23 protein-coding genes, 2 pseudogenes and 1 riboswitch are annotated in these 24,407 nt (G+C 54.0%); of the genes and pseudogenes, 13 read left to right on the top strand and 12 right to left on the bottom strand.

The features are described from left to right. Positions 1-41: 41 nt before the first annotated feature. On the bottom strand, positions 42-983 hold the full coding sequence (locus LA04_RS15660; protein WP_047652310.1) for a VirK/YbjX family protein: 942 nt from the start codon (positions 981-983) through the stop codon (positions 42-44). 166 nt (positions 984-1,149) lie between these two features. Here LA04_RS15660 and pphA point away from each other — a divergent pair, with 166 nt between their 5' ends. Further along, the gene (gene pphA, locus LA04_RS15655) at positions 1,150-1,794 is read left to right on the top strand and encodes a protein-serine/threonine phosphatase (RefSeq protein WP_033145837.1); all 645 of its coding nucleotides are present in this window, start codon (positions 1,150-1,152) and stop codon (positions 1,792-1,794) included. A gap of 34 nt (positions 1,795-1,828) precedes the next feature. Here the strand turns inward: pphA and LA04_RS15650 are convergent, their stop codons facing one another. The 4 genes from LA04_RS15650 to yebS all read right to left on the bottom strand — a co-directional run bounded on the left by LA04_RS15650 (position 1,829) and on the right by yebS (position 7,580). Continuing rightward, positions 1,829-2,068 carry a YebV family protein gene (locus LA04_RS15650; protein ID WP_008500472.1) on the bottom strand — a complete coding sequence of 80 codons (240 nt, stop codon included), beginning with the start codon at positions 2,066-2,068 and terminating at the stop codon, positions 1,829-1,831. Between the two features lie 106 nt (positions 2,069-2,174). Further along, the gene (rsmF, locus tag LA04_RS15645) at positions 2,175-3,617 is read right to left on the bottom strand and encodes a 16S rRNA (cytosine(1407)-C(5))-methyltransferase RsmF (RefSeq protein WP_047652309.1); all 1,443 of its coding nucleotides are present in this window, start codon (positions 3,615-3,617) and stop codon (positions 2,175-2,177) included. A gap of 77 nt (positions 3,618-3,694) precedes the next feature. Next, complete coding sequence (locus LA04_RS15640) at positions 3,695-6,328, bottom strand: PqiB family protein (protein WP_047652308.1); 2,634 nt, start codon at positions 6,326-6,328, stop codon at positions 3,695-3,697. Next, positions 6,297-7,580, bottom strand: a complete 1,284-nt coding sequence (gene yebS / locus LA04_RS15635) for a membrane integrity lipid transport subunit YebS (protein ID WP_023312213.1) — start codon at positions 7,578-7,580, stop codon at positions 6,297-6,299. Before yebS ends, LA04_RS15640 begins: the two co-directional genes overlap by 32 nt. Positions 7,581-7,712: 132 nt before the next feature. Between yebS and LA04_RS15630 the strand changes: the two genes are divergently transcribed. From LA04_RS15630 to htpX, 4 genes are all read left to right on the top strand, one after another. Next, positions 7,713-8,210 carry a GAF domain-containing protein gene (locus tag LA04_RS15630; RefSeq protein WP_047652307.1) on the top strand — a complete coding sequence of 166 codons (498 nt, stop codon included), beginning with the start codon at positions 7,713-7,715 and terminating at the stop codon, positions 8,208-8,210. Between the two features lie 96 nt (positions 8,211-8,306). Next, the gene (gene proQ, locus LA04_RS15625; RefSeq protein ID WP_014884292.1) at positions 8,307-8,993 is read left to right on the top strand and encodes an RNA chaperone ProQ; all 687 of its coding nucleotides are present in this window, start codon (positions 8,307-8,309) and stop codon (positions 8,991-8,993) included. A 19-nt stretch (positions 8,994-9,012) separates the two neighbouring features. Continuing rightward, complete coding sequence (prc, locus tag LA04_RS15620; RefSeq protein WP_047652306.1) at positions 9,013-11,061, top strand: carboxy terminal-processing peptidase; 2,049 nt, start codon at positions 9,013-9,015, stop codon at positions 11,059-11,061. Between the two features lie 193 nt (positions 11,062-11,254). Continuing rightward, positions 11,255-12,136 (top strand): protease HtpX, encoded by an 882-nt coding sequence (gene htpX / locus LA04_RS15615; RefSeq protein WP_014884290.1) that lies wholly within the window; start codon positions 11,255-11,257, stop codon positions 12,134-12,136. Positions 12,137-12,235: 99 nt separating this feature from the next. Here htpX and LA04_RS15610 read toward each other — a convergent pair. Beyond that, positions 12,236-13,354 (bottom strand): annotated as a pseudogene (locus LA04_RS15610) (MFS transporter); the annotation flags it as partial. A gap of 179 nt (positions 13,355-13,533) precedes the next feature. Between LA04_RS15610 and kdgR the strand changes: the two are divergent. Then, complete coding sequence (gene kdgR, locus LA04_RS15605; RefSeq protein WP_023312208.1) at positions 13,534-14,325, top strand: DNA-binding transcriptional regulator KdgR; 792 nt, start codon at positions 13,534-13,536, stop codon at positions 14,323-14,325. Between the two features lie 68 nt (positions 14,326-14,393). On the opposite strand, the gene LA04_RS15600 is transcribed toward kdgR, so the two are convergent. Continuing rightward, on the bottom strand, positions 14,394-14,633 hold the full coding sequence (locus tag LA04_RS15600; RefSeq protein WP_023312207.1) for a YobH family protein: 240 nt from the start codon (positions 14,631-14,633) through the stop codon (positions 14,394-14,396). A 161-nt stretch (positions 14,634-14,794) separates the two neighbouring features. Between LA04_RS15600 and mgrB the strand changes: the two genes are divergently transcribed. The 7 genes and pseudogenes from mgrB (at position 14,795) to rlmA (ending at position 20,027) form a co-directional block, all read left to right on the top strand. Next, positions 14,795-14,938, top strand: a complete 144-nt coding sequence (mgrB, locus tag LA04_RS15595; protein ID WP_006175995.1) for a PhoP/PhoQ regulator MgrB — start codon at positions 14,795-14,797, stop codon at positions 14,936-14,938. Positions 14,939-15,012: 74 nt separating this feature from the next. Further along, the gene (locus LA04_RS15590) at positions 15,013-15,303 is read left to right on the top strand and encodes a YebO family protein (RefSeq protein ID WP_008500484.1); all 291 of its coding nucleotides are present in this window, start codon (positions 15,013-15,015) and stop codon (positions 15,301-15,303) included. 22 nt (positions 15,304-15,325) lie between these two features. Further along, positions 15,326-16,315, top strand: coding sequence for an MBL fold hydrolase (locus tag LA04_RS15585; RefSeq protein ID WP_047652305.1), 990 nt, complete (start codon positions 15,326-15,328; stop codon positions 16,313-16,315). A gap of 525 nt (positions 16,316-16,840) precedes the next feature. Then, positions 16,841-16,985 (top strand): annotated as a pseudogene (locus tag LA04_RS15580) (DUF2627 domain-containing protein). Positions 16,986-16,998: 13 nt separating this feature from the next. Then, positions 16,999-17,208: a transcription antiterminator/RNA stability regulator CspE gene (gene cspE / locus LA04_RS15575; RefSeq protein WP_001062678.1), complete on the top strand. Its 210-nt coding sequence runs from the start codon at positions 16,999-17,001 to the stop codon at positions 17,206-17,208. Between the two features lie 219 nt (positions 17,209-17,427). Further along, on the top strand, positions 17,428-19,146 hold the full coding sequence (gene ftsI / locus LA04_RS15570; RefSeq protein WP_047652304.1) for a peptidoglycan glycosyltransferase FtsI: 1,719 nt from the start codon (positions 17,428-17,430) through the stop codon (positions 19,144-19,146). 65 nt (positions 19,147-19,211) lie between these two features. Next, on the top strand, positions 19,212-20,027 hold the full coding sequence (gene rlmA, locus LA04_RS15565; protein WP_047652303.1) for a 23S rRNA (guanine(745)-N(1))-methyltransferase: 816 nt from the start codon (positions 19,212-19,214) through the stop codon (positions 20,025-20,027). Here rlmA and mntP read toward each other — a convergent pair. The 5 genes from mntP to manX form a co-directional block, all read right to left on the bottom strand. After that, positions 20,024-20,590, bottom strand: coding sequence for a manganese efflux pump MntP (gene mntP / locus LA04_RS15560; protein WP_047652722.1), 567 nt, complete (start codon positions 20,588-20,590; stop codon positions 20,024-20,026). The two genes, rlmA and mntP, sit on opposite strands and share 4 nt — an antisense overlap. Positions 20,591-20,661: 71 nt before the next feature. After that, positions 20,662-20,790, bottom strand: a riboswitch (yybP-ykoY riboswitch). 198 nt (positions 20,791-20,988) lie between these two features. Continuing rightward, positions 20,989-21,447, bottom strand: coding sequence for a DUF986 family protein (locus LA04_RS15555; RefSeq protein ID WP_045404374.1), 459 nt, complete (start codon positions 21,445-21,447; stop codon positions 20,989-20,991). A gap of 54 nt (positions 21,448-21,501) precedes the next feature. Then, positions 21,502-22,353: a PTS mannose transporter subunit IID gene (locus LA04_RS15550; protein ID WP_047652302.1), complete on the bottom strand. Its 852-nt coding sequence runs from the start codon at positions 22,351-22,353 to the stop codon at positions 21,502-21,504. A 12-nt stretch (positions 22,354-22,365) separates the two neighbouring features. Continuing rightward, positions 22,366-23,166, bottom strand: a complete 801-nt coding sequence (gene manY, locus LA04_RS15545; protein ID WP_008500490.1) for a PTS mannose transporter subunit IIC — start codon at positions 23,164-23,166, stop codon at positions 22,366-22,368. Between the two features lie 46 nt (positions 23,167-23,212). Then, on the bottom strand, positions 23,213-24,178 hold the full coding sequence (gene manX, locus LA04_RS15540) for a PTS mannose transporter subunit IIAB (protein WP_047652301.1): 966 nt from the start codon (positions 24,176-24,178) through the stop codon (positions 23,213-23,215). Between the last annotated feature and the right edge of the window lie 229 nt (positions 24,179-24,407).

Here is a 24,407-nt window from a genome sequence, read left to right as displayed (position 1 = left end):
GAATGCATCCGCTATGCAGTGGGCGAAGGCGCCAGCCAGGCTTAAAAATGGGACTTCACGGATGCCTCTATTTCATCGAGCAGCTCAAAGCGACGGCGGTATTCGGCACGTTTTTTACTGGCAATCTCTTCAAGGGATTTACGCTCCATTTGCAGCGGCAGCTGCCAGCAGAAAGCTGAGAGCTTTTTACCGTCCAGAGATGCCCAAAATTCATCGTAGCTGGCGTGGAAATGGCGGCCTTTGCTCAGGCGATATCGCAACGCGCGGAAAACGTGCCCTTCATCGCTGACGGCAAAAATCGCCCGGACAGATGACTGCGCAGCCAGCTGAAAAAGAACTTCCATCAACACGCGCTTAGGGAACAGGCCGTGGCAGGCGCGGGTGGCCTGCTTAATGACGTCTCGCGATACGCTGCGACGGGGTCCCTGAAGCCCGCCGATGACTATGACTTGCTGACCGTTACTGCGCGCGACGCTAAAGGTCAGACTGGCCAGCAGCGTATCCTCGTTGTCGCGTAGCCACAGCGTGCTTTCGCCTTCGCGCTCGGCTTTCCCGGCAGAGGATGCATTGACCGTATAGGTTACACCGTCTTTGGCATGGAACTGCACAACGGTTTGCTCCTGTGGGCTGCTCAGGGCCTGAGCGAGACCGCTCTCTTTCAGGCTATCAATCCAGGAGTAATGGTTAACGATAGCGTCGGCGCGATCGTTAGCCCTCAGGCCGCGCATCAGATACTGTCGGTGGGTCTTGCTGGGCAACGTAATTTGAGAGGCCAGCAGTCTGTCAAAATCGTCGCGCCCCGAAAGGGCTTCCAGCATGCGATGGGTGGAAGACCAGAACAGAAGCGAGCGTAAAAGGAATTTAAGGCGATATTCGCGTTTGTGCCAGATCGGCCCCGGCACGCGTTTGCCGTTCACCAGCTCGGAAATAATATTTGTGCGATGCGGATAAAAAACATCGTTATGCAGGTGCGTATTAGACACGTGATGACTCCTCTTTTTTTATACCCTTATTCTAAAGAGCCAATAAAAAGGGATTAATAGCGCGAGGATCTTTATTTCTGTTTGGTTTACCGTTTGTTTCACTTCGTGACGACCGCGCCTGTCTGTCGCCTTTTCTGCGGCGGCTATACTATTTAAAGGAGGTTCTATGTATCAGCGAATTGAAGGTGGGATGTGGCGTCACGTCTGGGTTGTCAGCGATATACACGGTTGTTACCAGTGGCTTATGGATGAGCTTAAACGCCGTCATTTTAACCCATATGAGGATCTACTTATTTCAGTCGGGGATGTGATCGATCGTGGCCCTGATAGCGTTAAATGCCTGCAGTTAATTCATGAAAAATGGTTTCGTGCCGTGCGGGGAAACCATGAGCAAATGGCTCTCGACAGTCTGGATAATAACGATTTTTCACTCTGGACGATGAATGGCGGAATATGGTTTTCGCATCTTGAACGCGACCAGCAACAGCTGGCCCTGTCGTTGCTTGATGCCTGTCGCGATTTACCGCATATCATCGAGATAACCTGTGCGAACGGTCTGAATGTGATAGCCCATGCTGATTATCCGGCCGCAGAATACCGGTGGCAAAAACCGGTTAGCGCCCAGCGCGTTTTATGGAACCGCGACAGGCTGATGGGATTTATGGTGGGCAAAGGAGAGGGCATCAGCGGCGCGGATCATTTCTGGTTTGGGCATACGCCCCTCGACAGAAGGTATGATTTTAATAATCTTCACTACATTGATACGGGGGCAGTTTTCGACGGTTACTTCACGCTGGCGCAGCTGCAGTAATAAATAACCCGCCTTCGGGCGGGTTCTCTTTAGGTCAGGCAAGACGCATGACCCAGGCATCGGTTTTACTATCGTAATGCTCACGGTAAAGGACAGAATGTTCGCCATCAAGTATTGCCGGGACGCTGGTGTCTGCATCCCAGGCATCGAGCTGCATGCACAAATCCGGGTCGGATTTGCAGGGAATACTTAACGTTCGATCGCCTTGTGCTTCGCCGCGCAGCTCTGCGTCGTCGATCTCAAAAGCGCCAATACGCACGCTGGTTTTCGTCATAGTGCTCTCCGGGTCGGTTGTCAAAATCTGGTATGACCAGTGCGGCCACCCATTTTTGATCGTAGACAAAGAGAGCAAAATCGCCAGTAAAAAAATGCGCTTTTTATCAATCCGTGCGATCGTTACCGGTAAACAGCCGACCGTCCCGAACCAGCTCGCGCGGATAACTGTTTTTCAGCCTTGAGCCGACCTTTTTTGCCAGCCCCAGCGGATATCCCTGATACGTCACTATCACTTCATCGTCAGATGGCGTGCTGTCCGGATAGACATCGCGGCCACGGTACCACTCCTCTGCTTCCTGATGCGTCAGGGCAAAGGTATTCTCGCCTCCGGCAAGGGCGATTACGGCCTCATGCTGCCAGCGATAGCCTTTGTTATGCACTTCCGCCAGGCGGATCCCGATTCGTGAAAAACGGACCTTTCCGATGAGCGGCTCGATCTGTGCCGGGAACAGCCAGATCTCTTTATCACGCATCCAGGGGTGCAGGCTCTCATCCCATACCAGCCCAACCTTTTTAGCGGCGGCTTCAAGCTGTGCTGCATCGCGACCTTTAAGAGGGGAAAACGGGAAGTTGCCGACCTTGAATTTAGGCGCGGGCAGGGGAGCAACCGCCTGCGTTTTACGCAGACGCGCCACAAAGAACCCTTCGCAGTCGTAAATCTGCGGGAACACGTGAAGGAAACCCTCCGGCGTGACCGCCTCCTGTGCCGAGGCGAACAGATCGTTAAGCGGCAGGAACTCAACTGCCTCCGGGTAGTTCGCTTTCAGCCACAGGCAGACGTCTTCGTTTTCATCGCGGTTTAAGGTGCACGTTGAATAGACCAGCGTGCCGCCTGGGCGCAGGGCGTGAAATGCGCTCTCGATCAGCTCGCGCTGCGTGGCGGCGATCTCAAGGTTGCTCTCAACTGACCAGTTCTTTAACGCGTCGGGATCTTTACGCACCACCCCTTCGCCGGAGCAGGGCGCGTCCAGCAGAATGGCATCGAAGGCTTCCGGTAAAGCGGCGCCAAACACGCGTCCGTCAAAGTGCGTCAGGGCAACATTATGAATACCGCAGCGGCTGATGTTGGCATGCAACACCTTCACGCGGCTGGCGGAAAACTCGTTGGCGAGGATCGCCCCGTGGTTACCCATCCGGGCGGCAATTTGCGTGGTTTTTGAGCCGGGCGCCGCGGCCACATCCATCACGCGCTCAGGCGCGTTGCCATCGGCGAACAGGGCGGCAACCGGCAGCATCGAGCTGGCTTCCTGAATATAGAACAAACCGCTCAGATGTTCAGCGGTACTGCCCAGCGGTAGGGAGGCTTCGTCATCACGTTCGATCCAGAACCCCTCAGCGCACCACGGTACCGGCGTAAGCTGCCAGCCGTACGGCGAGACCAGCGCCAGAAAATCATCGACGCTGATTTTCAGCGTGTTGACGCGAATACTCCGGCGTAACGGACGCTGGCAGGCGGCGACAAAATCATCTAACGACAGGTGAGAAGGAAGCGCCTCGCGCATCTGCGCCAGGAATTGTTCAGGAAGAAATACGGAGTTTTGAGCCACGGGCACACCACAGGGAAAAGTTCAGGTGCGCAGTGTAACATAAAGGCTCCGGTGCGTTGACACCGGAGCCTTGCAGATTAACGCGGCAGGGCGGTTCCCCATTCACGCCACTCTTTCGGTTCGCTTTCGAGCAGCAGGAAGTGTTTACCCGGCTGCGCTTTCGGCGCCAGCGGTGTGCCCGGCGGCGTGGCAAACGCGATACCGCCGCGAATGAACTGGTTAAAGGTGCCGGTTTTCACCACGCCACCCGTCAGGCCAAAGTCCAGCGAATAGCCGGATGCCAGCCAGAATACCGAGTTATTACGGACCAGGTGCTGGTAACGCTCGCTGATGCGTAACGCCACCATCACGCGGTCGGAGAGCGTACCGAGCGTCAGGCCCGTGACCGTACCCACCTCAATGCCGCGGAACAGTACCGGGGTGCCGATGCTCAGCGAGCCGGCTTCCGGCACTTCCACCACGATGCTCAGGCCGCCAAGGTAGCGCGAGTCGGTGATCGTGGCTTCCTGAAGCTCGAAATCACGTCGGGCATTGCCCTGGCCCGGCTCAACGTTGATGTACGGCTGCAAAATGGTGTCGAGATGCTCAACGCCCGCGGCCGAGATCTGCGGCGTGACCACCGAGAATCGCGAACCCGTGCGGGCGAAGGTCTGCACATATTCCGGGTACAGCACGGCGGTGGCCTGCACCTCGTTGCGCGAGGTAATCAGCGTCAGCTTCTGGATCTGCCCGATATCAATGCCCAGATAGCGAATTGGCATGCCTTCCGCCAGCTTGCCGGCATCGAACGCGTGCAGTGTAATCTGTCCACCCACGGCGCGTGCGGCGGTTTCGGACGGGAAGAGAATACGCTTATCACCTTTACGCAGATTCGCGCCCGCGCCGCTGAGGTTATCGAAGCTAATCGCTCCGCGCAGCGCGCGTGAGAGCGGGGAGGCCTGCACGGTCAGCCCGTTACCGTTAAGCTGAACTTTCGCGCCGCCTTCGGCCCAGAAGACGCTGTTTGGCGTCAGCAGCTTGCGGTACTCCGGCTTGATATGCAGTTCGATATCAAACGCGTCCGCACGCGGGCGAACGGTGATCACTTCCCCGACTTCAAACTTGCGATACAGCACCACGGATCCTGCCTGTACGTCCGGCAGCGTCTCGGCGCTTAATGTCAGCGTGGTGGTAGGGAGATCGCTCAGGCTGTTTTCAACCGCTTTCTCCAGGTTGGCATACAGCGGATAGCTGTCGCGAACGGGGCCTTTATCGCCAGGCAGAATGCGGATGCCGCCGTTAACCCATTCGCTGGCGCTGGCGCCGAGGAACTCCACGCCGTCCAGTCCCACCTTCACATCGACGCGACTGTTCACCACGAATTTGCTGTCACCGTGCACCAGGTCGCTGTACTGCGGATCGATGGCGACCGAGAAGGTCACGCCATTCGCGGAGAGCTTACGCTCCAGCACCTGGCCGACCTGCACGCCGTGTAAAATTAACGGCTGACCGGCTTCGATTCCGTAACTTTCTGGCGCATTCAGCGTGACGGTCACTACGCCCGGCTTTTGCAGCAGGGATTTATCCGCCGGGGCAATCACGAAGCTATTGCTGGGCTCACCTTCGCCGGGGATGAGCTCAAACGTATTGCCGGTCAACAGCGTGCTGAGGCTGGCATCGTTCAGGGAGAGCTTTGGACTGCGCATTTCGATACGCGTTTTCTCGCGCAGGAGATCGACCACGCTCGGGTCGACCGTCATTTCGCCGGTGACCGAGCCGCCCGGGTTGAGCGTCATTTTGGTGAGCTGACCAACCTGCAACCCCTGATACATCAGCGGCGTTGAACCCGCTTTTAGCCCCTTAGCATCGGGCAGGGCGAGTTTGACGATCACGCCGCGCTGGCTGTGCGCCAGGTCAGCGTACAATCCAAATGAGTCATCCGCGGTGGCAGGGCTTGAGTTTTCCGGGGAGTCAAAGGCAATGGCACCATTCACCAGCGCGGCCAGACTTTCCAGCTTCACTTTCGCACCGCTCAGGCTGACGTCCGCATCCACGCCGGAGACGTTCCAGAAGCGGCTGCCTTTTTTCACCAGATTGGTGAAGCGACGCTCGATCAGCACGTCGATGGTAACGCCCTGTTTATTCGGGTTGATCGCGTAATCGTACACGCGGCCAACCGGGATTTTGCGGAAGTAGACCAGCGAACCACTGTTCAGAGAGCCGAGATCCGGCGCCTGTAGATGGATCATTAAATCGCCGTTGTTGAGGCGGTACTTGGGCTGTGTATCCAGGGCAACAAAGTGATCCTGCGGCTCGCCTTTACCGGGCATCATGCCGATATAGTTACCGCCCACGAGCGCATCCAGCCCTGACACGCCTGCCAGAGACGCTTTTGGCGTGACCAGCCAGAACTGCGTTTCGCTGCGCAGGGCATCCTGCATGTCAGATTTAATACTGACCCGCACCTGAATCTTGTTCAGCCCTTTTCCAAGGGAGATGTCCTGAACCGTACCCACTTCAACCCCCTGGAAGCGAACGGGCGTTCGCCCGGCGACGATGCCGTCGGCGGTCTGGAAATCAATGGTGACGGTACTCCCGCGATCTTCATAGCTCGTCCAGATAAGCCAGCCTGCAATCATCAGGGCGATGACGGGCAGCAACCAGAATGGCGAAATGCGGCGTTTTGTTTTAATTCTCGCTTCAGTCGGCGAAGCGGGGGTTTCCTGACTCATGTGCATCCCAAAGTAAGCGGCTATCCAGCCATTCCACAGCAAGAATAGTCAATATCACCGCAGAGCCGAAATAAAAAGCCGCGGGTCCCATTGTAAAAGCAAGTAGCTGGTCGCGATTGATGAGCGACATCATCAGCGAAATCACGAACAGATCTAACATTGACCAGCGGCCAATCCAGGTGACGAACCGCAGCAGCAGAATGCGGGTTCGTAAGCCTTGTTCACACTTAAAGTGAATGCTGATGAGCAGGGTAAACATCACCACCACTTTGGTAAAGGGAACCAGAATACTGGCAATAAAAACGATCGCAGCCACCCCGACATTACTGTGTGCAAGGGAGATAATCCCGGAGAGGATAGTATCCTCCTGACGCCCGCCATTCACGTAAATGATGGAAATCGGCAGCATGTTGGCTGGGATCAGAAACACCAGGGAGGCGATCAGCGCGGCCCAGCATTTTTGCAGGCTGTTGTTGCGCCGCAGTCTCAGCGGAATGTGGCAACGCGGGCAGCGCCCACGCGCGTCGGGCAAGCCTGTATAGTGACATCCCAGACAGACGCGCAGATTTTCATCAGGACGCGTGGCGGGGCGCTGAGGGTAAAATCGCTCCCAGAGCTGTTCAACGTTCAGGTGGATAAGCGTCAGTATGCTCAGCAACACCAGGCTGATGAAAGCAAAGAGTCCGATGCCGGGCTGCAAAAAGGCGTAGTCCTGTACCTTAATTGACGCAACGCCCACGCCCACCAGATAAATATCCAGCATTACCCACTCTTTGAGCTTATCCAGCATCAGCAGCACCGGACGAAGGTTCATGCCGAGAATATTGCCAAACCAAAGATAGGCAATGGCGGCGACCAGCACCAGCGGCGCGCCAACGGTACAGAACAGCACCATGGCAGCGGTGATGGGATCCCCCTGACGGGTCATCTGCCAGATACCCTGCAGCACGTTGGCGTCAATACGTACGCCAAGCAGGTAGAGCTTTAGCAGCGGTTCGCTCCAGGCGAAGGGCATCAGCAGCAGCATGGTGACGGCCATGGCGGCGAGGCGGGTCAACGACCAGTCGCGGCCATCGCGAATTTTGGCGTCGCATCGCGGACAAAAGGCACTTTGGTGCGATTTCATCTTCGGCAACATAAAAAGCGTATCGCACTGGGGGCAACGCTGATAATGTGCACGTGGCAAAGCTTCGCTTACCGTATGGACAGTTATCTTTCTTGTCGGCGTAATTTTGGTTGTTTTTAAGGCCATCAGCTGCGCACAAATAAGTATTGTTGAAAGTTATAATAACTCATGAACGGATTCATCTTGAGCATGAGCGCATTTAATGCTTATTTTAATAGGCTATGCGGTAAATTTGTAAGACAACTAAGTGATTGAATAATGAACAAAACAGAATTCTACGCGGATCTTAACCGCGATTTTAAGGCATTGATGGCGGGTGAGACCAGCTTCTTAGCCACTCTGGCAAATACTAGCGCATTGCTGTTTGAACGTCTCTCTGACGTGAACTGGGCAGGCTTTTACCTCCTTGAAGGTGACACGCTGGTGCTCGGCCCGTTCCAGGGCAAACTGGCCTGTGTGCGTATTCCGGTAGGGCGTGGCGTATGCGGCACGGCGGTGGCCGAGAATCAGGTACAGCGTGTGGAAGACGTTCATGCGTTTGACGGACACATTGCCTGTGATGCCGCCAGTAATTCTGAAATCGTTCTGCCGCTGGTGGTCAAAAATCAGATTATTGGCGTTCTGGATATCGACAGCACGGTCTTCAGTCGCTTTACAACCGAGGACGAACAGGGGCTGCGCGAGCTGGTGGCGAATCTGGAAAACGTACTCGCTGCAACCGATTATCAAAAATTCTTTGCGAGCGTCGCAGGATAATCAACGGATAACGTAGCATTTACTGATAGCGTCATTATAATGACGCCTGTTCATGCCTGCGCTTGTTGGCAACGTCCGTTGTAATCAGGAAATTTCATGGAAAATCAACCTAAGTTGAATAGCAGTAAAGAAGTTATCGCATTTCTGGCCGAGCGTTTCCCGCAGTGCTTCAGCGCGGAAGGTGAAGCTCGTCCCCTGAAAGTCGGTATTTTTCAGGATCTGGTGGCGCGTGTTGAAGGGGAAATGAACCTCAGCAAAACTCAGCTGCGTTCCGCCTTACGTCTTTATACTTCGAGCTGGCGTTACCTGTACGGTATCAAACCTGGCGCGACCCGCGTGGATCTCGACGGCAACCCGTGTGGTGAGCTGGACGAGCAGCACGTTGAGCACGCGCGTAAGCAGCTTGAAGAAGCCAAAGCACGCGTTCAGGCACAACGTGCAGAACAGCAGGCGAAAAAACGCGAAGCCGCAGCGGCAAACGGCCAGGAAGAAGCGCCTCGTCGTGAGCGTAAACCACGCCCTGCGCCGCGTCGTCACGATAATAACGATCGCAAACCGCGTGCAGACAAACCAGCAGCAAAAGCCCCGCGTGCCCCTCGTGAAGAGCCGCGCCATACGCCGGTTTCTGACATTAACGCCCTGAGCGTAGGTCAGGCACTGAAGGTTAAAGCGGGTAACAATGCTATGGACGCCACCGTACTGGAAATCACCAAAGATGGCGTTCGTGTACAGCTGACTTCTGGTATGTCAATGATTGTACGCGCAGAACACTTGTTGTTCTGAAACGGAGGCCAAGCCTGGCATGAACACTTTTTTTAAGCTCACCGCGCTGGCGGGCCTGTTTGCTATAACAGGTCACGCTTTTGCAGTGGACGATATCACGCGTGTTGATCAAATTCCGGTGCTCAAGGAAGAGACGCAGCACGCGACGGTGAGCGAGCGCGTGACCTCACGTTTTACCCGCTCGCACTATCGTCAGTTCGATCTCGATCAGGCCTTTTCGGCCAAAATCTTTGACCGCTATCTGAACTTGCTGGATTACAGCCATAACGTTTTGCTCGCCAGCGATGTCGAGCAGTTCGCTAAGCGCAAATCCGAGGTGGGTGACGAGTTGCGTTCAGGCAAGCTGGATCTGTTCTACGATCTCTACAACCTGTCGCAAAAGCGCCGCTTTGAACGCTATCAGTACGCGCTGAAAGTGCTGGAACGTCCGATGGACTTCACCGGTACCGACACCTTTAATCTGGATCGCAGTAAAGCACCCTGGCCGAAAGATGAAGCCGAGTTGAACGCGCTGTGGGACGGTAAAGTTAAATACGACGAACTGAGTCTTAAGCTGACCGGCAAAGACGAAAAAGAGATCCGTGACACGCTGACGCGTCGTTACAAATTTGCCATTCGTCGTCTGGCGCAGACCAACAGTGAGGATGTTTTCTCACTCGCGATGACCGCCTTTGCGCACGAAATCGATCCGCACACCAACTATCTCTCTCCACGCAACACCGAACAGTTCAATACCGAGATGAGCCTGTCTCTGGAAGGTATCGGCGCGGTGCTGCAGATGGACGATGATTACACGGTGATCAATTCCATGGTCGCGGGTGGCCCGGCATCCAAAAGCAAAGCGATTAGCGTAGGCGATCGCATTGTGGGTGTAGGACAAACAGGCCAGAACATGGTCGACGTGATCGGCTGGCGTCTCGATGACGTGGTTGCGCTGATCAAAGGTCCGAAAGGCAGCAAGGTTCGTCTGGAAATTCTGCCTGCCGGTAAGGGCACCAAAACCCGTATCGTTACCCTGACCCGCGAGCGTATCCGTCTGGAAGACCGCGCGGTGAAAATGTCGGTGAAAACCGTGGGTAAAGAGAAGGTGGGTGTTCTGGATATTCCTGGCTTCTACGTGGGGCTGACTGACGATGTGAAGGTTCAGCTGCAGAAGCTTGAAAAGCAGAACGTCAGCAGCATTATCATCGACCTGCGCAGTAACGGCGGCGGGGCGCTGACGGAAGCGGTTTCACTCTCCGGTCTGTTCATTCCATCTGGCCCGGTGGTTCAGGTGCGCGATAACAACGGTAAAGTGCGTGAAGATGCCGACAACGACGGTGTGGTCTACTACAAAGGCCCGCTGGTGGTCCTGGTTGACCGCTTCAGTGCTTCCGCGTCTGAAATCTTTGCCGCTGCAATGCAGGACTATGGCCGCGCGCTGATCGTCGGTGAGCCAACCTTCGGGAAAGGTACCGTTCAGCAGTATCGCTCTCTGAATCGTATTTACGATCAGATGCTGCGTCCGGAATGGCCTGCGCTGGGCTCGGTTCAGTACACCATTCAGAAATTCTACCGCGTGAACGGCGGCAGTACGCAGCGTAAGGGCGTAACGCCGGACATCATGATGCCGACAGGCACGGAAGAGACCGAAACCGGCGAGAAGTTTGAAGATAACGCCTTGCCGTGGGACAGCATCAATGCCGCGACCTACGTGAAAGCGGGTGATATGACGCAATTTGGCCCTGAACTGCTGAAAGCGCATAACGACCGTATCGTGAAAGATCCGGAGTTCCAGTACATCATGAAGGACATTGCACGATTCAATGCCCTGAAAGATAAGCGGAATATCGTTTCTCTTAACTACGCTCAGCGTGAGAAAGAGAACAACGAAGACGATGCAACCCGCCTGGCGCGTATCAACGATCGCTTCAAGCGCGAAGGCAAGCCTCTGCTTAAGAAACTGGACGATCTGCCAAAAGATTACCAGGAGCCGGATCCGTATCTGGACGAGACGGTGCATATCGCTCTCGACCTGGCGAATCAGGAAAAAGAGAAACCTGCCGTACAGCCCGCTCCGGCAAAATAACCTCCCAACAGGCACAAGAAATTGTGCCTGTTTCTTTTTGTTCTGCATCCTTCCGTCAGCCAGATTTCCAATTGTGTAAAGTTGTGTCTTTCTGGTGACTTACGCCCGCCGGATGCTTGAAAATAGCCGCAATACCCATACGATGTGGGTAATCGCATAGTGCGTTTTGTTAAACTGAGGTAAAAAGAAAATTATGATGCGAATCGCGCTCTTCCTGCTCACCAACCTGGCGGTTATGGTGGTTTTCGGGCTCGTGCTAAGCCTGACAGGAATTCAGTCGAGCAGCGTTCAGGGTCTGTTGATTATGGCGCTGCTGTTTGGTTTTGGTGGCTCGTTCATCTCCCTGCTGATGTCGAAGTGGATGGCACTGAAATCGGTGGGTGGTGAGGTTATTGAACAGCCTCGTAACGATATGGAACAGTGGCTGATGAATACGGTGGCTCAGCAATCCCGCCAGGCCGGGATCGCCATGCCGCAGGTAGCGATTTATCATGCACCGGACATCAACGCTTTCGCCACGGGCGCCCGTCGCGATGCGTCACTGGTTGCCGTCAGCACAGGTTTGCTGCAAAACATGAGCCGTGACGAGGCCGAAGCGGTTATTGCCCACGAAATCAGCCATATCGCAAACGGTGACATGGTGACCATGACCCTGATTCAGGGCGTGGTGAACACCTTCGTGATCTTCATCTCCCGTATTCTGGCGCAGATCGCGGCAGGTTTTATGGGTGGCAACCGTGACGAAGGCGAAGAGAGCAATGGCAACCCGCTGATTTACTTTGCCGTGTCGATGGTTCTGGAGCTGGTATTCGGTATTCTGGCCAGCATCATCACCATGTGGTTCTCCCGTCACCGTGAATTCCACGCGGATGCCGGCTCGGCGAAACTGGTTGGTCGTGAGAAGATGATTGCCGCGCTGCAGCGTCTGAAAACCAGCTACGAGCCGCAGGAAGCGAACAGCATGATGGCCTTTTGCATTAACGGTAAATCCAAATCGTTGAGCGAGCTGTTTATGTCTCACCCGCCGCTGGATAAACGTATCGAAGCGCTGCGCAGTGGGGAATACCTGAAGTAACGCTAAGAACCCTAATAAGCCGGGCAGGAGAATACTCCGCCCGGCTTTTTTATGCCTGAACCCTGGGCTGGGTCACCCGCAGGCCGCTGATGACCGCCGCCCCGCGCCGCACAGGATCATGCGCCAGATGATGTCCAGATCCGTTGGCGATGACGGTAGCAGAGCAAGCGCGAAAAGGCCTGTCGCCATCACCGCCAGCCCCAACGCTCCCAATAAACCGGCATGGACGCGTTCAATTAAGTAACCTGCCAGCGGCGCCATCACCATTGTCGCCAGCGGCCAGGGGGTTAACAGCAGGCCGGTTTCCACTTCTGAACGGCCGACCACGCTCTGCAGAAAGAAGGGCAGAGAAACCAGGGCCAGCATCTGGGCGCAAAACGAGCAGACAGACGTGCAAATGGAGAGGGAAAAGAGGGGAATACGCAGCAGATCGACTGGCAGTAAAGGCACGGGGAGAGTGAGCTGGCGGCGAACAAAGGAGAAGCCGATCGCCAGCAGGGCGATGAGCTCCGCGCCGGTAAGCATCAGAGACTGTCCCTGCGCAAAGCCGCTCAGCGCCGTAATCAGCAGGCCAAAGGTCAGGGCATTCATCACCGCACTCGCCACGTCGAAGCGCGGCATGGTGCTTTTGGGACCGTTAGCGGGAAGAAAGCGCAGGGCAAAGAATATAGCGACGATACCCAGCGGCACGTTAATGGCAAACAGCCATTGCCATGACGCAACGGAAAGGATCGCCGCCGCAATGGTTGGCCCGGCGGCGGAAGAGACGGCCACAATAAACGAGTTTATCCCCATGCCGCGCCCCAGATGACGCTGCGGATAAATTAAGCGGATCAATGCCGTGTTTACGCTCATGAGCGCCGCGCCGCCAAAACCCTGCGCTATGCGGGCAAGCGTCAGGGTATGCAGTGAATCTGAAAGGGCGCATAACAACGACGTGAAGGTGAAAACCACCAGACCGCACTGATATACCCGACGGTAACCGAACATATCGCCCAGGAAAGAGAACGAGAGCAGGGAAACCACAATCGCAATCTGATAGGCGTTGACGATCCATATCGAACTGGCGGGAGAGGCATGCAGGTCGCTGGCGATGGTTGGCAGGGCAACGTTCGCGATTGCGCCGTCAAGGACGGCCATTGAGATACCGATAATGATGGTCGCTATAGCGCCGTACCGCTGGGGTAAAGGCAGGCCATCGGAAAGGGTTTTTTCCATTAGGATTAAAAAAGCTCAGCGTGAAATTATTCTCAGGATAACTATTTTAGCATTGTTACAGCCGCGATATGTCGCAGATTTGTAACGAAGTAAACGCGGATTGATTGCAGGTGACATGACGGGAACTTATAATAAAAACCGGTTCTGATTTTTATAAAACACTCTCTATGAGGTGGTAAATGGCTATTGCGGATTTGGATAAACAGCCAGATTCTGTTTCTTCCGTGCTGAAGGTGTTTGGCATCTTACAGGCGCTGGGGGAAGAGCGTGAAATAGGTATTACAGAGTTGTCGCAGCGCGTCATGATGTCTAAAAGCACCGTATATCGCTTTTTGCAAACCATGAAGTCGCTGGGCTACGTAGCCCAGGAAGGCGAATCTGAAAAATACTCTCTGACGCTGAAGCTGTTTGAGCTGGGTGCCCGTGCGCTACAAAATGTTGACCTGATCCGCAGCGCTGATATTCAGATGCGTGAAATCTCTCGCCTGACTAAAGAGACCATCCATCTCGGTGCGCTGGATGAAGACAGCATTGTGTACATCCATAAAATCGACTCCATGTACAATCTGCGCATGTACTCGCGCATTGGTCGCCGCAACCCGCTGTACAGCACCGCGATTGGTAAGGTTCTGCTGGCGTGGCGCGATCGTGAGGAAGTGAAGCAGATCCTCGAAGGCGTGGAATACAAGCAAAGTACTTCACGAACCATTACCAGCACGGACGCGCTGTTAACGGTGCTCGATCGCGTACGCGAGCAGGGGTATGGCGAAGATAACGAAGAGCAGGAAGAGGGGCTGCGCTGCATCGGCGTTCCGGTGTTTGACCGCTTTGGGGTGGTGATCGCAGGCTTGAGTATCTCCTTCCCAACCTTACGCTTCTCCGAAGAGCGCCTGCATGAATATGTGGCTATTCTGCACACTGCCGCACGTAAGATTTCTGAACAAATGGGTTATCACGACTACCCGTTTTAATCTCTGCTCGCATAAAAAAACGCCGCATCTCTTGCGGCGTTTTTTATATCAGCCATGTCACCGGGCGATTAGCCATTATCAATCACGACGGATGTCTTACGCAGGACCGGACAGTTGGTCAAGCCAACGATCCCGCTGTCAGTATGCAGATATTGCGCAGTGCTGACGCCCTGTGCCGTTAAATATTTACATTGAATGCCTAACCCGGCTGCGTTTTCGGTGCTTCCCACTAGCACACCGTAACCCGTGAGCAGAAGGCCAATCCAGACGATGGCCAGAGCAATAATTGTTCGAATGATGAAGCGCATCATTAACCTCTTTTGTCGTTGTTATCATAATGCTAGCGTAAACGGTTTACACCATGAAACAAGTGCAGGATTCTGAAAAAAGCGCGATGGCGGTACAGTTAGTCCCTGTTTAAGATAAGCATGATAACCTTGTTACATCAGGTTTTTAGACGGAGTCTGGAGTGAAAAAAATACGCTGGGTAATTCTGATTATCGTGCTGATAGCATGCGTGGTGTTATGGACGCAGACGATCAATGTGATGTGCGATCAGGATGTACAGTTTTTTAGCGGCGTTTGCGCAATTAATAAGTTTATTCCGTGGTAATACGCATTTTTTCTCAAGGTGATTTCCTTCCTTCGCGCCAGTGGTAAAATAGACGTTTTTATTGAGGTGGTGAAATGGGTGAGTTACTGAATTCAGGGCTGCTGAATATGGCATCCCTGATGATTTCTTTGGTTGTTCTGCTTGTGGGCCTGGTCATTTGGTTTTTTGTGAACCGCGCCAGCTCCCGTACTAACGAGCAGATTGAACTGCTGGAAGCGCTGCTCGATCAGCAAAAACGTCAGAATGCGCTGCTGCGCCGTCTGTGTGAGGCTAACGAACCGGAAGAGAAAGACGCGCCGAAAGACGCGGTTGCTGAAGATAACAAAGACGAAGACGACTTTATCCGCCTGGTGGCTGAGCGTTAATCTTTTTGTCCGGGAGGTGGCTGTGGTCTGGAAAAATCCCTGGTATGACCCCTCCCTGAAACATCACACCCCGAACGGTTTTCGTAATACCGATCCTGTCGGACATCAACCCGGCGACCTTGACCGTTGGCGTAAAGCGCGTAAAGAAGCCGGTTTACCGAAGCCACCCGCGCTGGGTTATGAAGACTTTATCCAACAGTGGTGGCAACCGGTTGAGCTTACGCAACCTCATGAAGATGGGGTGTGGTGGCTGGGACACGCGAGCGTGATGATGCAGCTGGACGGCAATATCATCCTTACCGATCCGGTGTTTTCACGGCGCGCTTCTCCGCTGCCTTTCCTGGGACCCCAGCGCAAAACGCCTCCCGCGCTGTCAGTCGATCAACTCAATCAGCTTGATGCGGTCGTCATCTCCCATAATCATTACGATCATCTTGATGATGCGACCATTCGCCGTATTCTCAAACGCTTTCCCGACGTCAGTGTTTTTGTTCCGCTGGGCCTGGCCGACTGGTTTCGCCGCCGGGGAGCAAAACGCGTGGTTGAGCTCGACTGGTGGCAGAGCTTCACCTGGCAGGGGATGACGCTGACTGCCGTACCGGCACAGCACTGGAGTATGCGCACGCCATGGAACCGCAATCGCTCATTATGGTGTGGCTGGGTTATGGAAGGTCGACATCATCGTTTCTGGTTCAGCGGAGATACGGGGTATTCGCCCGAGCTGCTGCTGATACCTGAACGCCTTGGCCATATCGATGCTGCCGCGTTACCGATTGGTGCCTATGCCCCTCGATGGTTCATGGCTGTCCATCATATGGATCCGCAATCTGCGGTGGCATTGTGGCAGCAGCTGGGCTGTCCTCTGGCGTTTCCCATTCACTGGGGCGTGTTTGAACTGGCAGATGAAGCCCTCGATGAACCTGTGCGGGAGTTAACTGAAGCGCTAGATAATTTAGCACCAGTTAATCATTCTTTCAGGATACTGAAAATTGGTGAATATTTATCCTTATAAACGAAGCGATAAAGTAGTGCATATATTCTGTTTGTAAACCCGTGAAGGAATGTTTTATTTTAATCGAAACGTTTTGCTTGCCTTTTTTTGATGCAGAGTAATAAAAATTTCATTATTTTGGTGCATAACACCGTTTATTAGTTGGTGCATTTTAATACAGTTCGGGGCGGGTTATTAACAGTGTTTTTTCTCTGAAACAATTTGGTCGCGTTACAATGATTTAAGCATAAGTTTTCACAAATTGTTCTAACTCAATCAGGACGTAAGATTTCTTTTCCCGGTTGCTGGACGCTTCGTAATGATTGAGCTATGTTAAAAAAGTCTTAGATTACAGCGCTTGTGAAAGCAACGCTGGGTCTTTGTTACGCAGCAGAGCTGTCTGTAAGTGATGCGCATAATTGTGCAAAACCTGACAGGCACTGTTCGAATTTGTGCGGCGGATCGAGACATGTTTAAAAATGGCTTGCCATATTAAACATAGTGTGTGATAACACGTTTTGGGTCAAACGAGGTACAGTTCTGTTTATGTGTGGCATTTTCAGTAAAGAAGTCCTGAGTAAACACGTTGTCGTTGAATACCGCTTCTCTGCCGAACCTTATATTAGTGCCTCATGCAGTAATGTCTCAGTTTTATCTCAGTTAATGCCTGCGGGCTAAGAAAACACTCTAAGGAATTTTGCAAAATGGCAAAGATTAAAGGTCAAGTTAAGTGGTTCAACGAGTCTAAAGGTTTTGGTTTCATTACTCCTGCTGACGGCAGCAAAGACGTGTTCGTACACTTCTCTGCAATCCAGGGTAACGGCTTCAAAACTCTGGCTGAAGGCCAGAACGTTGAGTTCGAAATTCAGGACGGCCAGAAAGGCCCAGCTGCAGTTAACGTAACTGCTATCTGATCGAACCGCTGCTGACTGAAGCGCCTGGCACTTCAATCTCAGACATAAAGCCTCGCATAACGCGGGGCTTTTTTATGTCCTTTATCTTTCAAAATATTACCATTCGCGGTCTTGTTAGTAACTTGTTGCAAAGCTGCGAGGTTAGTAGCACTGTTTTGCCACCTTAAACCCATATTTTCCCGTTAAATCAGGGCGTTGTTTAACAGTCCTGGGGTTCAGGTGAAGAAGAAATTGATAACGACCGCTGGCAATTTCACGCCGGCGCGTTTTGTGCTGCTCTGTTTAGCTATTTTTTGTAGTCTGGCTTTTTTGCTGGGCCGCGTTGCCTGGCTGCAAATCATCAAGCCTGACAGTCTCGTGAAGCAGGAAGATATGCGCTCCCTCCGCCAGTTGGCGATTGATGCGCCGCGCGGCATGATAATGGATCGCGAAGGTCGCCCCCTGGCGGTGAGCGTGCCCGTCCGGGCCGTCTGGGCCGATCCTAAAACGGTGCTGGCAAAAGGGGGCGTTGGCATTGACGAACGCTGGCAGGCGCTGGCAAATGCGCTGCATCTTTCCCTGGGCACACTCTCGGCACGAATCAACGCCAACCCGCAGGGGCGTTTTATTTATCTTGCCCGTCAGGTCGATCCCGCACAGGCGAAGTGGATCGATAAGCTGAATCTGCCCGGCATTAATTTACGCGATGAATCCCGCCGTTTTTATCCTGCTGGCCATGTGGCAGCGAACCTGATTGGCTTCACCAATATTGACGGGCAGGGCATTGAAGGCGTGGAAAAAAGCTTTAACGCTCAGCTGACCGGTAAGCCGGGCGTGCGGCAGGTAAGGGAAGACCGCTACGGTCGCGTGGTTGAAAACCTGACGGAAGTGGCGCCTGCACCGGCGCATAACATCCACTTAAGTATTGACGAGCGGCTGCAAACCATCACCGAAGATGCGCTCGATAACGCCGTGGTCTGGAACAAGGCCGAGTCTGGGGCATCGGTATTAATTAATATCCCAACCGGGGAAATACTCGCCATGGCGAGCTATCCGGATTTCAACCCCAATAATCGGGAAGGTGCGACGATAAACGATTTTCGTAATCGCGCGATCAGCGATACGTTCGAACCCGGTTCGACGGTCAAGCCGCTGGTGCTGATGACGGCCCTGCAGCAGGGCCTGGTCCAGCCGGACAGCGTGATTGACACTCACCCCTATACCCTTGACGGGCATCGTATCCGCGACGTGGGCTATTATCCTGAACTGACGATGACCGGGATCCTGCAAAAATCGAGCGACACCGGCGTGTCCCGCCTGTCCCTGGCAATGCCTGTCCAGCATCTTATTGATACCTATCGAAACTTTGGGTTTGGCACGAATACGGGGCTTGGCTTAACGGGCGAGAGCGCGGGGCTGTTGCCAAATCGTAAATACTGGAGCCAGCTCGATCGTGCGACCTTTGCTTTCGGCTACGGGCTGATGGTGACGCCGCTCCAGCTGGCGCACGTCTACGCCACGATTGGCGGCTTCGGGCTTGAGCGACCTCTCTCGATTACGCGTATCGATCCACCCGTTATCGGGCACCGCGTCATGCCGGAAGAGATTGCGCACGAGGTGGAGCACATGATGGAGAGCGTTGCGCTGCCCGGCGGCGGGGGCGTTAAGGCCGCCGTTCGTGATTACCGGGTGGCGGTGAAAACCGGTACGGCGAAGAAAATTGACGACAGCGGGAAGTACGTCGATAAATACGTCGCCTATACGGCCGGCGTTGCGCCCGCCAGCGATCCGCGCTTCGCTCTGGTGGTGGTCATTAACGATCCGCAAAATGGGGCCTACTACGGCGGGGCCGTCTCCGCGCCTGTCTTCAGCGAGATTATGGGCAACGTGCTGCGTCTGGAGAATGTGAAACCTGACGGGTTACCGGCGGGCTCCGATCACCTTATCGTTATGCGTTAACCGGGCGTTTATAACCAGGGCGAATAGCGGTACACTTCGCCCTTTGATTATGCTCCGGAGTCACCATGTCCTTCAGCTGTCCTCTTTGCCACGCCCCCCTGACGCACTCAGATAAAAGCTATACCTGTCCGCAGGGGCATCAGTTTGATGTGGCAAAAGAAGGCTACGTGAATCTTCTACCCGTGCAGCATAAGCGCTCCCGCGATCCTGGCGACAGTGCAGAGATGATGCAGGCGCGTCGTGCGTTTCTGGATGCCGGGCACTATTTGCCGCTGCGGGAGACCGTCGCGCAGTTGCTGAATGACATACTGCCGGGTTCAGCCACCGCCATGCTCGATATCGGCTGCGGGGAAGGGTACTACACAGCACGGTTTGCCGGGATCGCCCGCGAGAAGGGCGCGTTGACATTCGGTCTGGACGTGTCGAAAGTGGCCATCCGCGCGGCGGCAAAGCGTTACGCTGACGTGACGTTTTGCGTGGCATCCAGCCACCGGCTGCCGTTTGACGATGCCAGCATGGATGCGGTTATCCGCATTTACGCGCCCTGCAAGGCGGAAGAGCTGGCTCGCGTGGTGAAACCGGGCGGATGGGTAGTCACCGTAACGCCGGGTCCGCGTCATCTGATGGAGCTGAAAGGGCTGATCTACGACGAAGTGCGACTGCATGCCCCTCACTCTGAACAGCTGTCCGGTTTTACCCTTAAGCAGGAGCAAACCGTGGCGTATGAAATGACGCTGAAAGGCGAAGAGGCCACCGCGCTGCTGCAGATGACGCCGTTCGCATGGCGGGCAAAACCAGAAGTATGGGAAGCGCTAGCTACACACTCTACATTTAACTGCCAGACGGATTTCAGTATCCACGTCTGGCAGCGCGAAGATTAACCGGCGAAATGTGCCCAGAGGATCTGGGCGCCAATGCCAATCAGCACAATTCCCCCCAGGATCTCGGCGCGTTTACCCAGCAGCGGGCCGATAAACCGTCCGACCATCATGCCCAGCGTGGACATAATCAGCGTTGCGCAGCCGATGGCCAGCGCGGTGGCGATAATATTGACCTGCAGGAATGCCAGACCGACACCGACGGCCATCGCATCAAGGCTGGTGGCAATCGCCGTGGTGACCAGCAGCCAGAATCCGTGGCGGTGCTGCGGCTCCTCGTCTTCATCATCACCGCCGCGGAAACCTTCAATCACCATTCGGCTACCGAGAAACACCAGCAGTACGAAGGCAATCCAGTGGTTCCACTCCAGTACGAACTGGCTGGCGAGCATGCCAAATCCCCAGCCGATAAGCGGCGTAAGCGTTTCGATAGCACCAAAAATGAGGCCGGTACGCAGGGCTTCTGAGAACTTAGGTTTGTGGAGCGTGGCGCCTTTTCCGATGGAAGCAGCAAATGCGTCCATGGACATGCCAAAAGCGAGGAGGATCGTAGCGGAGATATTCATAACAGCGTCCAGACCGGGGATATCCATATGACACATCACTGCCCCCAGTAAACAGCAGTTGATGTATCTATGGTCTCGCCTGATCGCGCCGCACACAAGATGTGCTGTCAGCGAACCGTACGCGCCACGTTTTTCAACGAGTATGTTGACACGTACATTTCCTGAGAACAGGAAATCGGCTACTCCCCAACGACGGGCGCAACCTTAACATATTTTGAGAATATAAAACAACAGCGAAGAGGCATTATTTAAAATGCTTATTGATAACGATTTTCATTTGTCTTTAAGCGTAAAAGCATCGTTAACAAATAGAGAATAAATTAACGAAATGGATATAGCTTTGGCTATATTTCTTGCGCAAGATAAACACAGAATATAGCCATTGCTATATATTTAACTCATTGAGTTTTAACGAGTAACTTGTAGATCTTTTCCAGGTCGTCAATATTCTTCACCCGAATAAGCAGGCGGCGTTGTTCTAATTGCATCACCAGCACACCGTCTTCGGATAAATTCATCTCTTTAATACGGTTATATTCTATCCACACATTGGCGAAGAAAAATCCGCGGGATTTAAAAATGATTTTCGGCGTGCGGATCCAGAACAGATAAACCGCCATTAATGCCAGCGCACATAATAACCATGTGGTTAATATTGCACCATGACTGGTGACGTTATTGTAAATAAGAATAACGATGAGACCCGCGAAGATAAACGCATCCACGCGCCCGCGTCGCAGAAGGGGAAGGGAGAGCAGCGTCTCGCCGTGACGGCGGGGCATGATGAATTCGTCATAGATCGCGTAAGCCAGAAGGGCAGCAATAAATAAAACCAGTACGATGTCCGTGACAGTCATTCATCCTCCAGATAAAAAAACCGGGGGCAAGCCCCCGGTCTATAGCATTGAAACTTACAGACCCAGCAGGCCGACAGCGTAGCCCGCGATACCGACGACGAAGAAGCCAACGATAATCCACAGCGGGTTGACTTTCTTACGCAGCAGCCACATGCAGGCAAAGGTCAACAGCAGCGGTACCAGGCCAGGCATCAGCTGGTCCAGAATCGTCTGCACGGTGGTGACGCGCGTCTGACCATCCTGACCGGTGATGGTCGAGACCACCAGCGGGATGTTCACATGCGTCCACTTGTTAACCAGCGCCCCCATGACAAACAGGCCGAGGATTGACGCCCCCTCAGTCAGTTTCTGCAGGAAGCCGCCGCCCATATCCTTAACGATGTCCACCCCTTTACGGTAGCCGTAGGCCACACCGTAGTAACGGGTCAGCAGGCGCACGGCGTTGAACAGGATGAAGAACAGCAGCGGGCCAAGCAGGCTGCCGCTCATCGCGATACCGGCACCCAGCGCCGCGAAGACCGGACGCACGGTACCCCAGAAGATAGGGTCACCGACACCGGCCAGCGGACCCATCAGGCCGACTTTGATACCGTTGATAGCACCGTCGTCAATCTCTGCGCCGTTCGCACGCTGTTCTTCCATCGCCAGCGTTACGCCCAGAACCGGAGCCGCTACGTAAGGATGGGTGTTAAAGAATTCCAGGTGACGCTTGATCGCCTGACGGCGCGCTTCATTGTTTTCCGGGTACAGGCGTTTGATTGCCGGTACCATGGAGAAGCAGAAGCCCAGCGCCTGCATACGTTCGAAGTTCCATGAACCCTGAAACAGGTTAGAACGGATGAACACGCCACGAATATCACCCGGAGTGAGTTTTTTCTCGGTGGTAGTTTTTGTCATATCAACCATTTCGCTCACCTGTTAGTCCAGTTCGTTATCGAGATCGTTGTTACCAGCAGCCTGCGCTGGGGCACCCGCGACGCGGTTATATTTCGGGCTGAGCTGGATGTAGAGAATCGCCATCACCGCACCAATCACGCCCAGTGCTACCAGGTTGAAGTTAGTGAAGGCCGCGGTCACGAAGCCGAGGTAGAAGAACGGCATCAGGTAGCCTGCGCGCATCATGTTGATGACCATCGCATAACCAACGACCACGATCATGCCGCCCGCGATGTTCAGACCGCCGGTGACCACTTCTGGAATGGCGTTCAGCATGCTCTGCACTTCACTGGTACCAACAGAGATCGCCACGATAACCGCCGGGATCGCGATACGCATCGCCTGCAGGAACAGGGATGAAACGTGGATCCACGACAGTGCCGTGAGGTTGCCGTTTTCGGCCGCCTTATCCGCCGCGTGCTGGAAGGCAACGGTGATAGTACGAACGATGATGGTCAGAACCTGGCCTGCTGCAGCCAGCGGGATCGCCAGGGCGATACCGGCACCAATACTCTGGTGACCGGCAATAACCAGAACGGTCGAAATGATAGAGGCCAGAGCCGCATCGGGCGCAACCGCCGCGCCGATGTTCATCCAGCCCAGGGCGATCATTTCCAGGGTACCACCGATGATGATACCGGTTTTCATGTCACCCAGAACGGCCCCAATCAGCGTACAGGCCACCAGAGGGCGGTGGAACTGAAATTCATCAAGTACGGATTCCATACCCGCAATACATGCGACGACGAACACCAGCACAATCTGAAGAGTGGTAATCTCCATTGCACTTCTCCTATTACATAAACTTTATATGAGAACCGGCGCGGGCTTATTTCCCAACTTTGCCGATCAAATCCATCATTTTCAGTTTCTGGTCCGTGGAAACCTTACGGGCTTCCAGCTCAATACCGCGTGCATTCAGCTTGTTAAATGCTTCGATATCTTTCGCATCGACTGAAATGGCGTTGTTGACCTGCGTTTTGCCCTGACGGAAGGCCATACCACCAATGTTCACGGAGGTGATTTTCACGCCGCCTTCAACAATGCGCTCAACGTCTGTCGGGTTAGTGAACAGGAGCATCACGCGTTCACCCGCGTATTTCGGGTTGTTGTAAACGCGGATCATCTTGGCTACGTCCACCACGTGCGCGGTAACGCCAGGAGGAGCAACCTGAGTCAGAAGGGTTTTACGAACGGTATCGGCGGCCACTTCGTCGCTGACCACGATAATGCGTCGAACGTTGGTCTCTTTGGTCCAGCGCGTGGCGACCTGGCCGTGAATTAAACGGTCATCAATACGCGCCAGGCCGATGACCATGTAATCGTTCGGACCCATCGGTTTTGCCGGTGCTGCCGCTGTTGGTGCCGCTGCAGGCGCAGGGGCAGGTTTTTCAACCGGCTGCGCCTTCAGGGCTTTTACCCCTTCGCGACCGGTTTCAACGGCCAGCGCCACCAGCTCATCGAATGCCGGATTGTCGTCGCGCGCCATGAAGGTTTCCACCAGCATGGGAATATTAACCCCGGCGACAACTTCATAGTGCTCTTTATCGACGACAATGCGGCTGGCGGCATTGAACGGGCTGCCGCCCCATGTATCAACGAGAAACAGCACGCCTTTGCTGGTATCCAGCTTCGCGAGTTGAGCGTTGTACTTCTCTATCAGCGTCTCGGCGTTTTCACCGGGAACGAAATCGATCCAGCCGACGTTTTCCTGCTCGCCCAACAGCATCTCTGCCGTTTTGAGTAGCTGCTCAGCAGCCCAACCATGTGTGCCTATGACAATAGCAATGGTCACTTGCTACCTCCTTTTATTATCATTAATACGTCTGCCAGGCAGTCGTACTGAGAATCGTATTGGCGAACCGAATCGATTCAGATAAGGGTTAGAGTTCAAAAAAACTAAGACTTCCGCGAATTATTTTAGATAGTGAAAAAATAATTTATGTGATGAAGATCCGTAATTTAGCCACGCGTTACAGATTTATCCGTAGCGTAAAGCCGCTGTGTTACAGAACTTTGCAAAG

Origin of the sequence: Enterobacter sp. UCD-UG_FMILLET (genome assembly GCF_000762975.1) — a bacterium.
In the GTDB taxonomy this organism is placed as follows: domain Bacteria; phylum Pseudomonadota; class Gammaproteobacteria; order Enterobacterales; family Enterobacteriaceae; genus Enterobacter; species Enterobacter dykesii.
This window is presented reverse-complemented; position numbering and strand designations above follow the sequence as displayed.

Excerpts from the sequence above, each read along its gene's own strand:
- pphA (WP_033145837.1), top strand. The coding sequence starts at position 1,150 with ATGTATCAGCGAATTGAAGGTGGGATGTGGCGTCACGTCTGGGTTGTC.
- LA04_RS15650 (WP_008500472.1), bottom strand. The coding sequence starts at position 2,068 with ATGACGAAAACCAGCGTGCGTATTGGCGCTTTTGAGATCGACGACGCA.
- LA04_RS15640 (WP_047652308.1), bottom strand. The coding sequence starts at position 6,328 with ATGAGTCAGGAAACCCCCGCTTCGCCGACTGAAGCGAGAATTAAAACA.
- yebS (WP_023312213.1), bottom strand. The coding sequence starts at position 7,580 with ATGGCCTTAAAAACAACCAAAATTACGCCGACAAGAAAGATAACTGTC.
- LA04_RS15630 (WP_047652307.1), top strand. The coding sequence starts at position 7,713 with ATGAACAAAACAGAATTCTACGCGGATCTTAACCGCGATTTTAAGGCA.
- proQ (WP_014884292.1), top strand. The coding sequence starts at position 8,307 with ATGGAAAATCAACCTAAGTTGAATAGCAGTAAAGAAGTTATCGCATTT.
- prc (WP_047652306.1), top strand. The coding sequence starts at position 9,013 with ATGAACACTTTTTTTAAGCTCACCGCGCTGGCGGGCCTGTTTGCTATA.
- htpX (WP_014884290.1), top strand. The coding sequence starts at position 11,255 with ATGATGCGAATCGCGCTCTTCCTGCTCACCAACCTGGCGGTTATGGTG.
- kdgR (WP_023312208.1), top strand. The coding sequence starts at position 13,534 with ATGGCTATTGCGGATTTGGATAAACAGCCAGATTCTGTTTCTTCCGTG.
- LA04_RS15600 (WP_023312207.1), bottom strand. The coding sequence starts at position 14,633 with ATGCGCTTCATCATTCGAACAATTATTGCTCTGGCCATCGTCTGGATT.
- LA04_RS15590 (WP_008500484.1), top strand. The coding sequence starts at position 15,013 with ATGGGTGAGTTACTGAATTCAGGGCTGCTGAATATGGCATCCCTGATG.
- cspE (WP_001062678.1), top strand. The coding sequence starts at position 16,999 with ATGGCAAAGATTAAAGGTCAAGTTAAGTGGTTCAACGAGTCTAAAGGT.
- rlmA (WP_047652303.1), top strand. The coding sequence starts at position 19,212 with ATGTCCTTCAGCTGTCCTCTTTGCCACGCCCCCCTGACGCACTCAGAT.
- mntP (WP_047652722.1), bottom strand. The coding sequence starts at position 20,590 with ATGAATATCTCCGCTACGATCCTCCTCGCTTTTGGCATGTCCATGGAC.
- LA04_RS15555 (WP_045404374.1), bottom strand. The coding sequence starts at position 21,447 with ATGACTGTCACGGACATCGTACTGGTTTTATTTATTGCTGCCCTTCTG.
- LA04_RS15550 (WP_047652302.1), bottom strand. The coding sequence starts at position 22,353 with ATGGTTGATATGACAAAAACTACCACCGAGAAAAAACTCACTCCGGGT.
- manY (WP_008500490.1), bottom strand. The coding sequence starts at position 23,166 with ATGGAGATTACCACTCTTCAGATTGTGCTGGTGTTCGTCGTCGCATGT.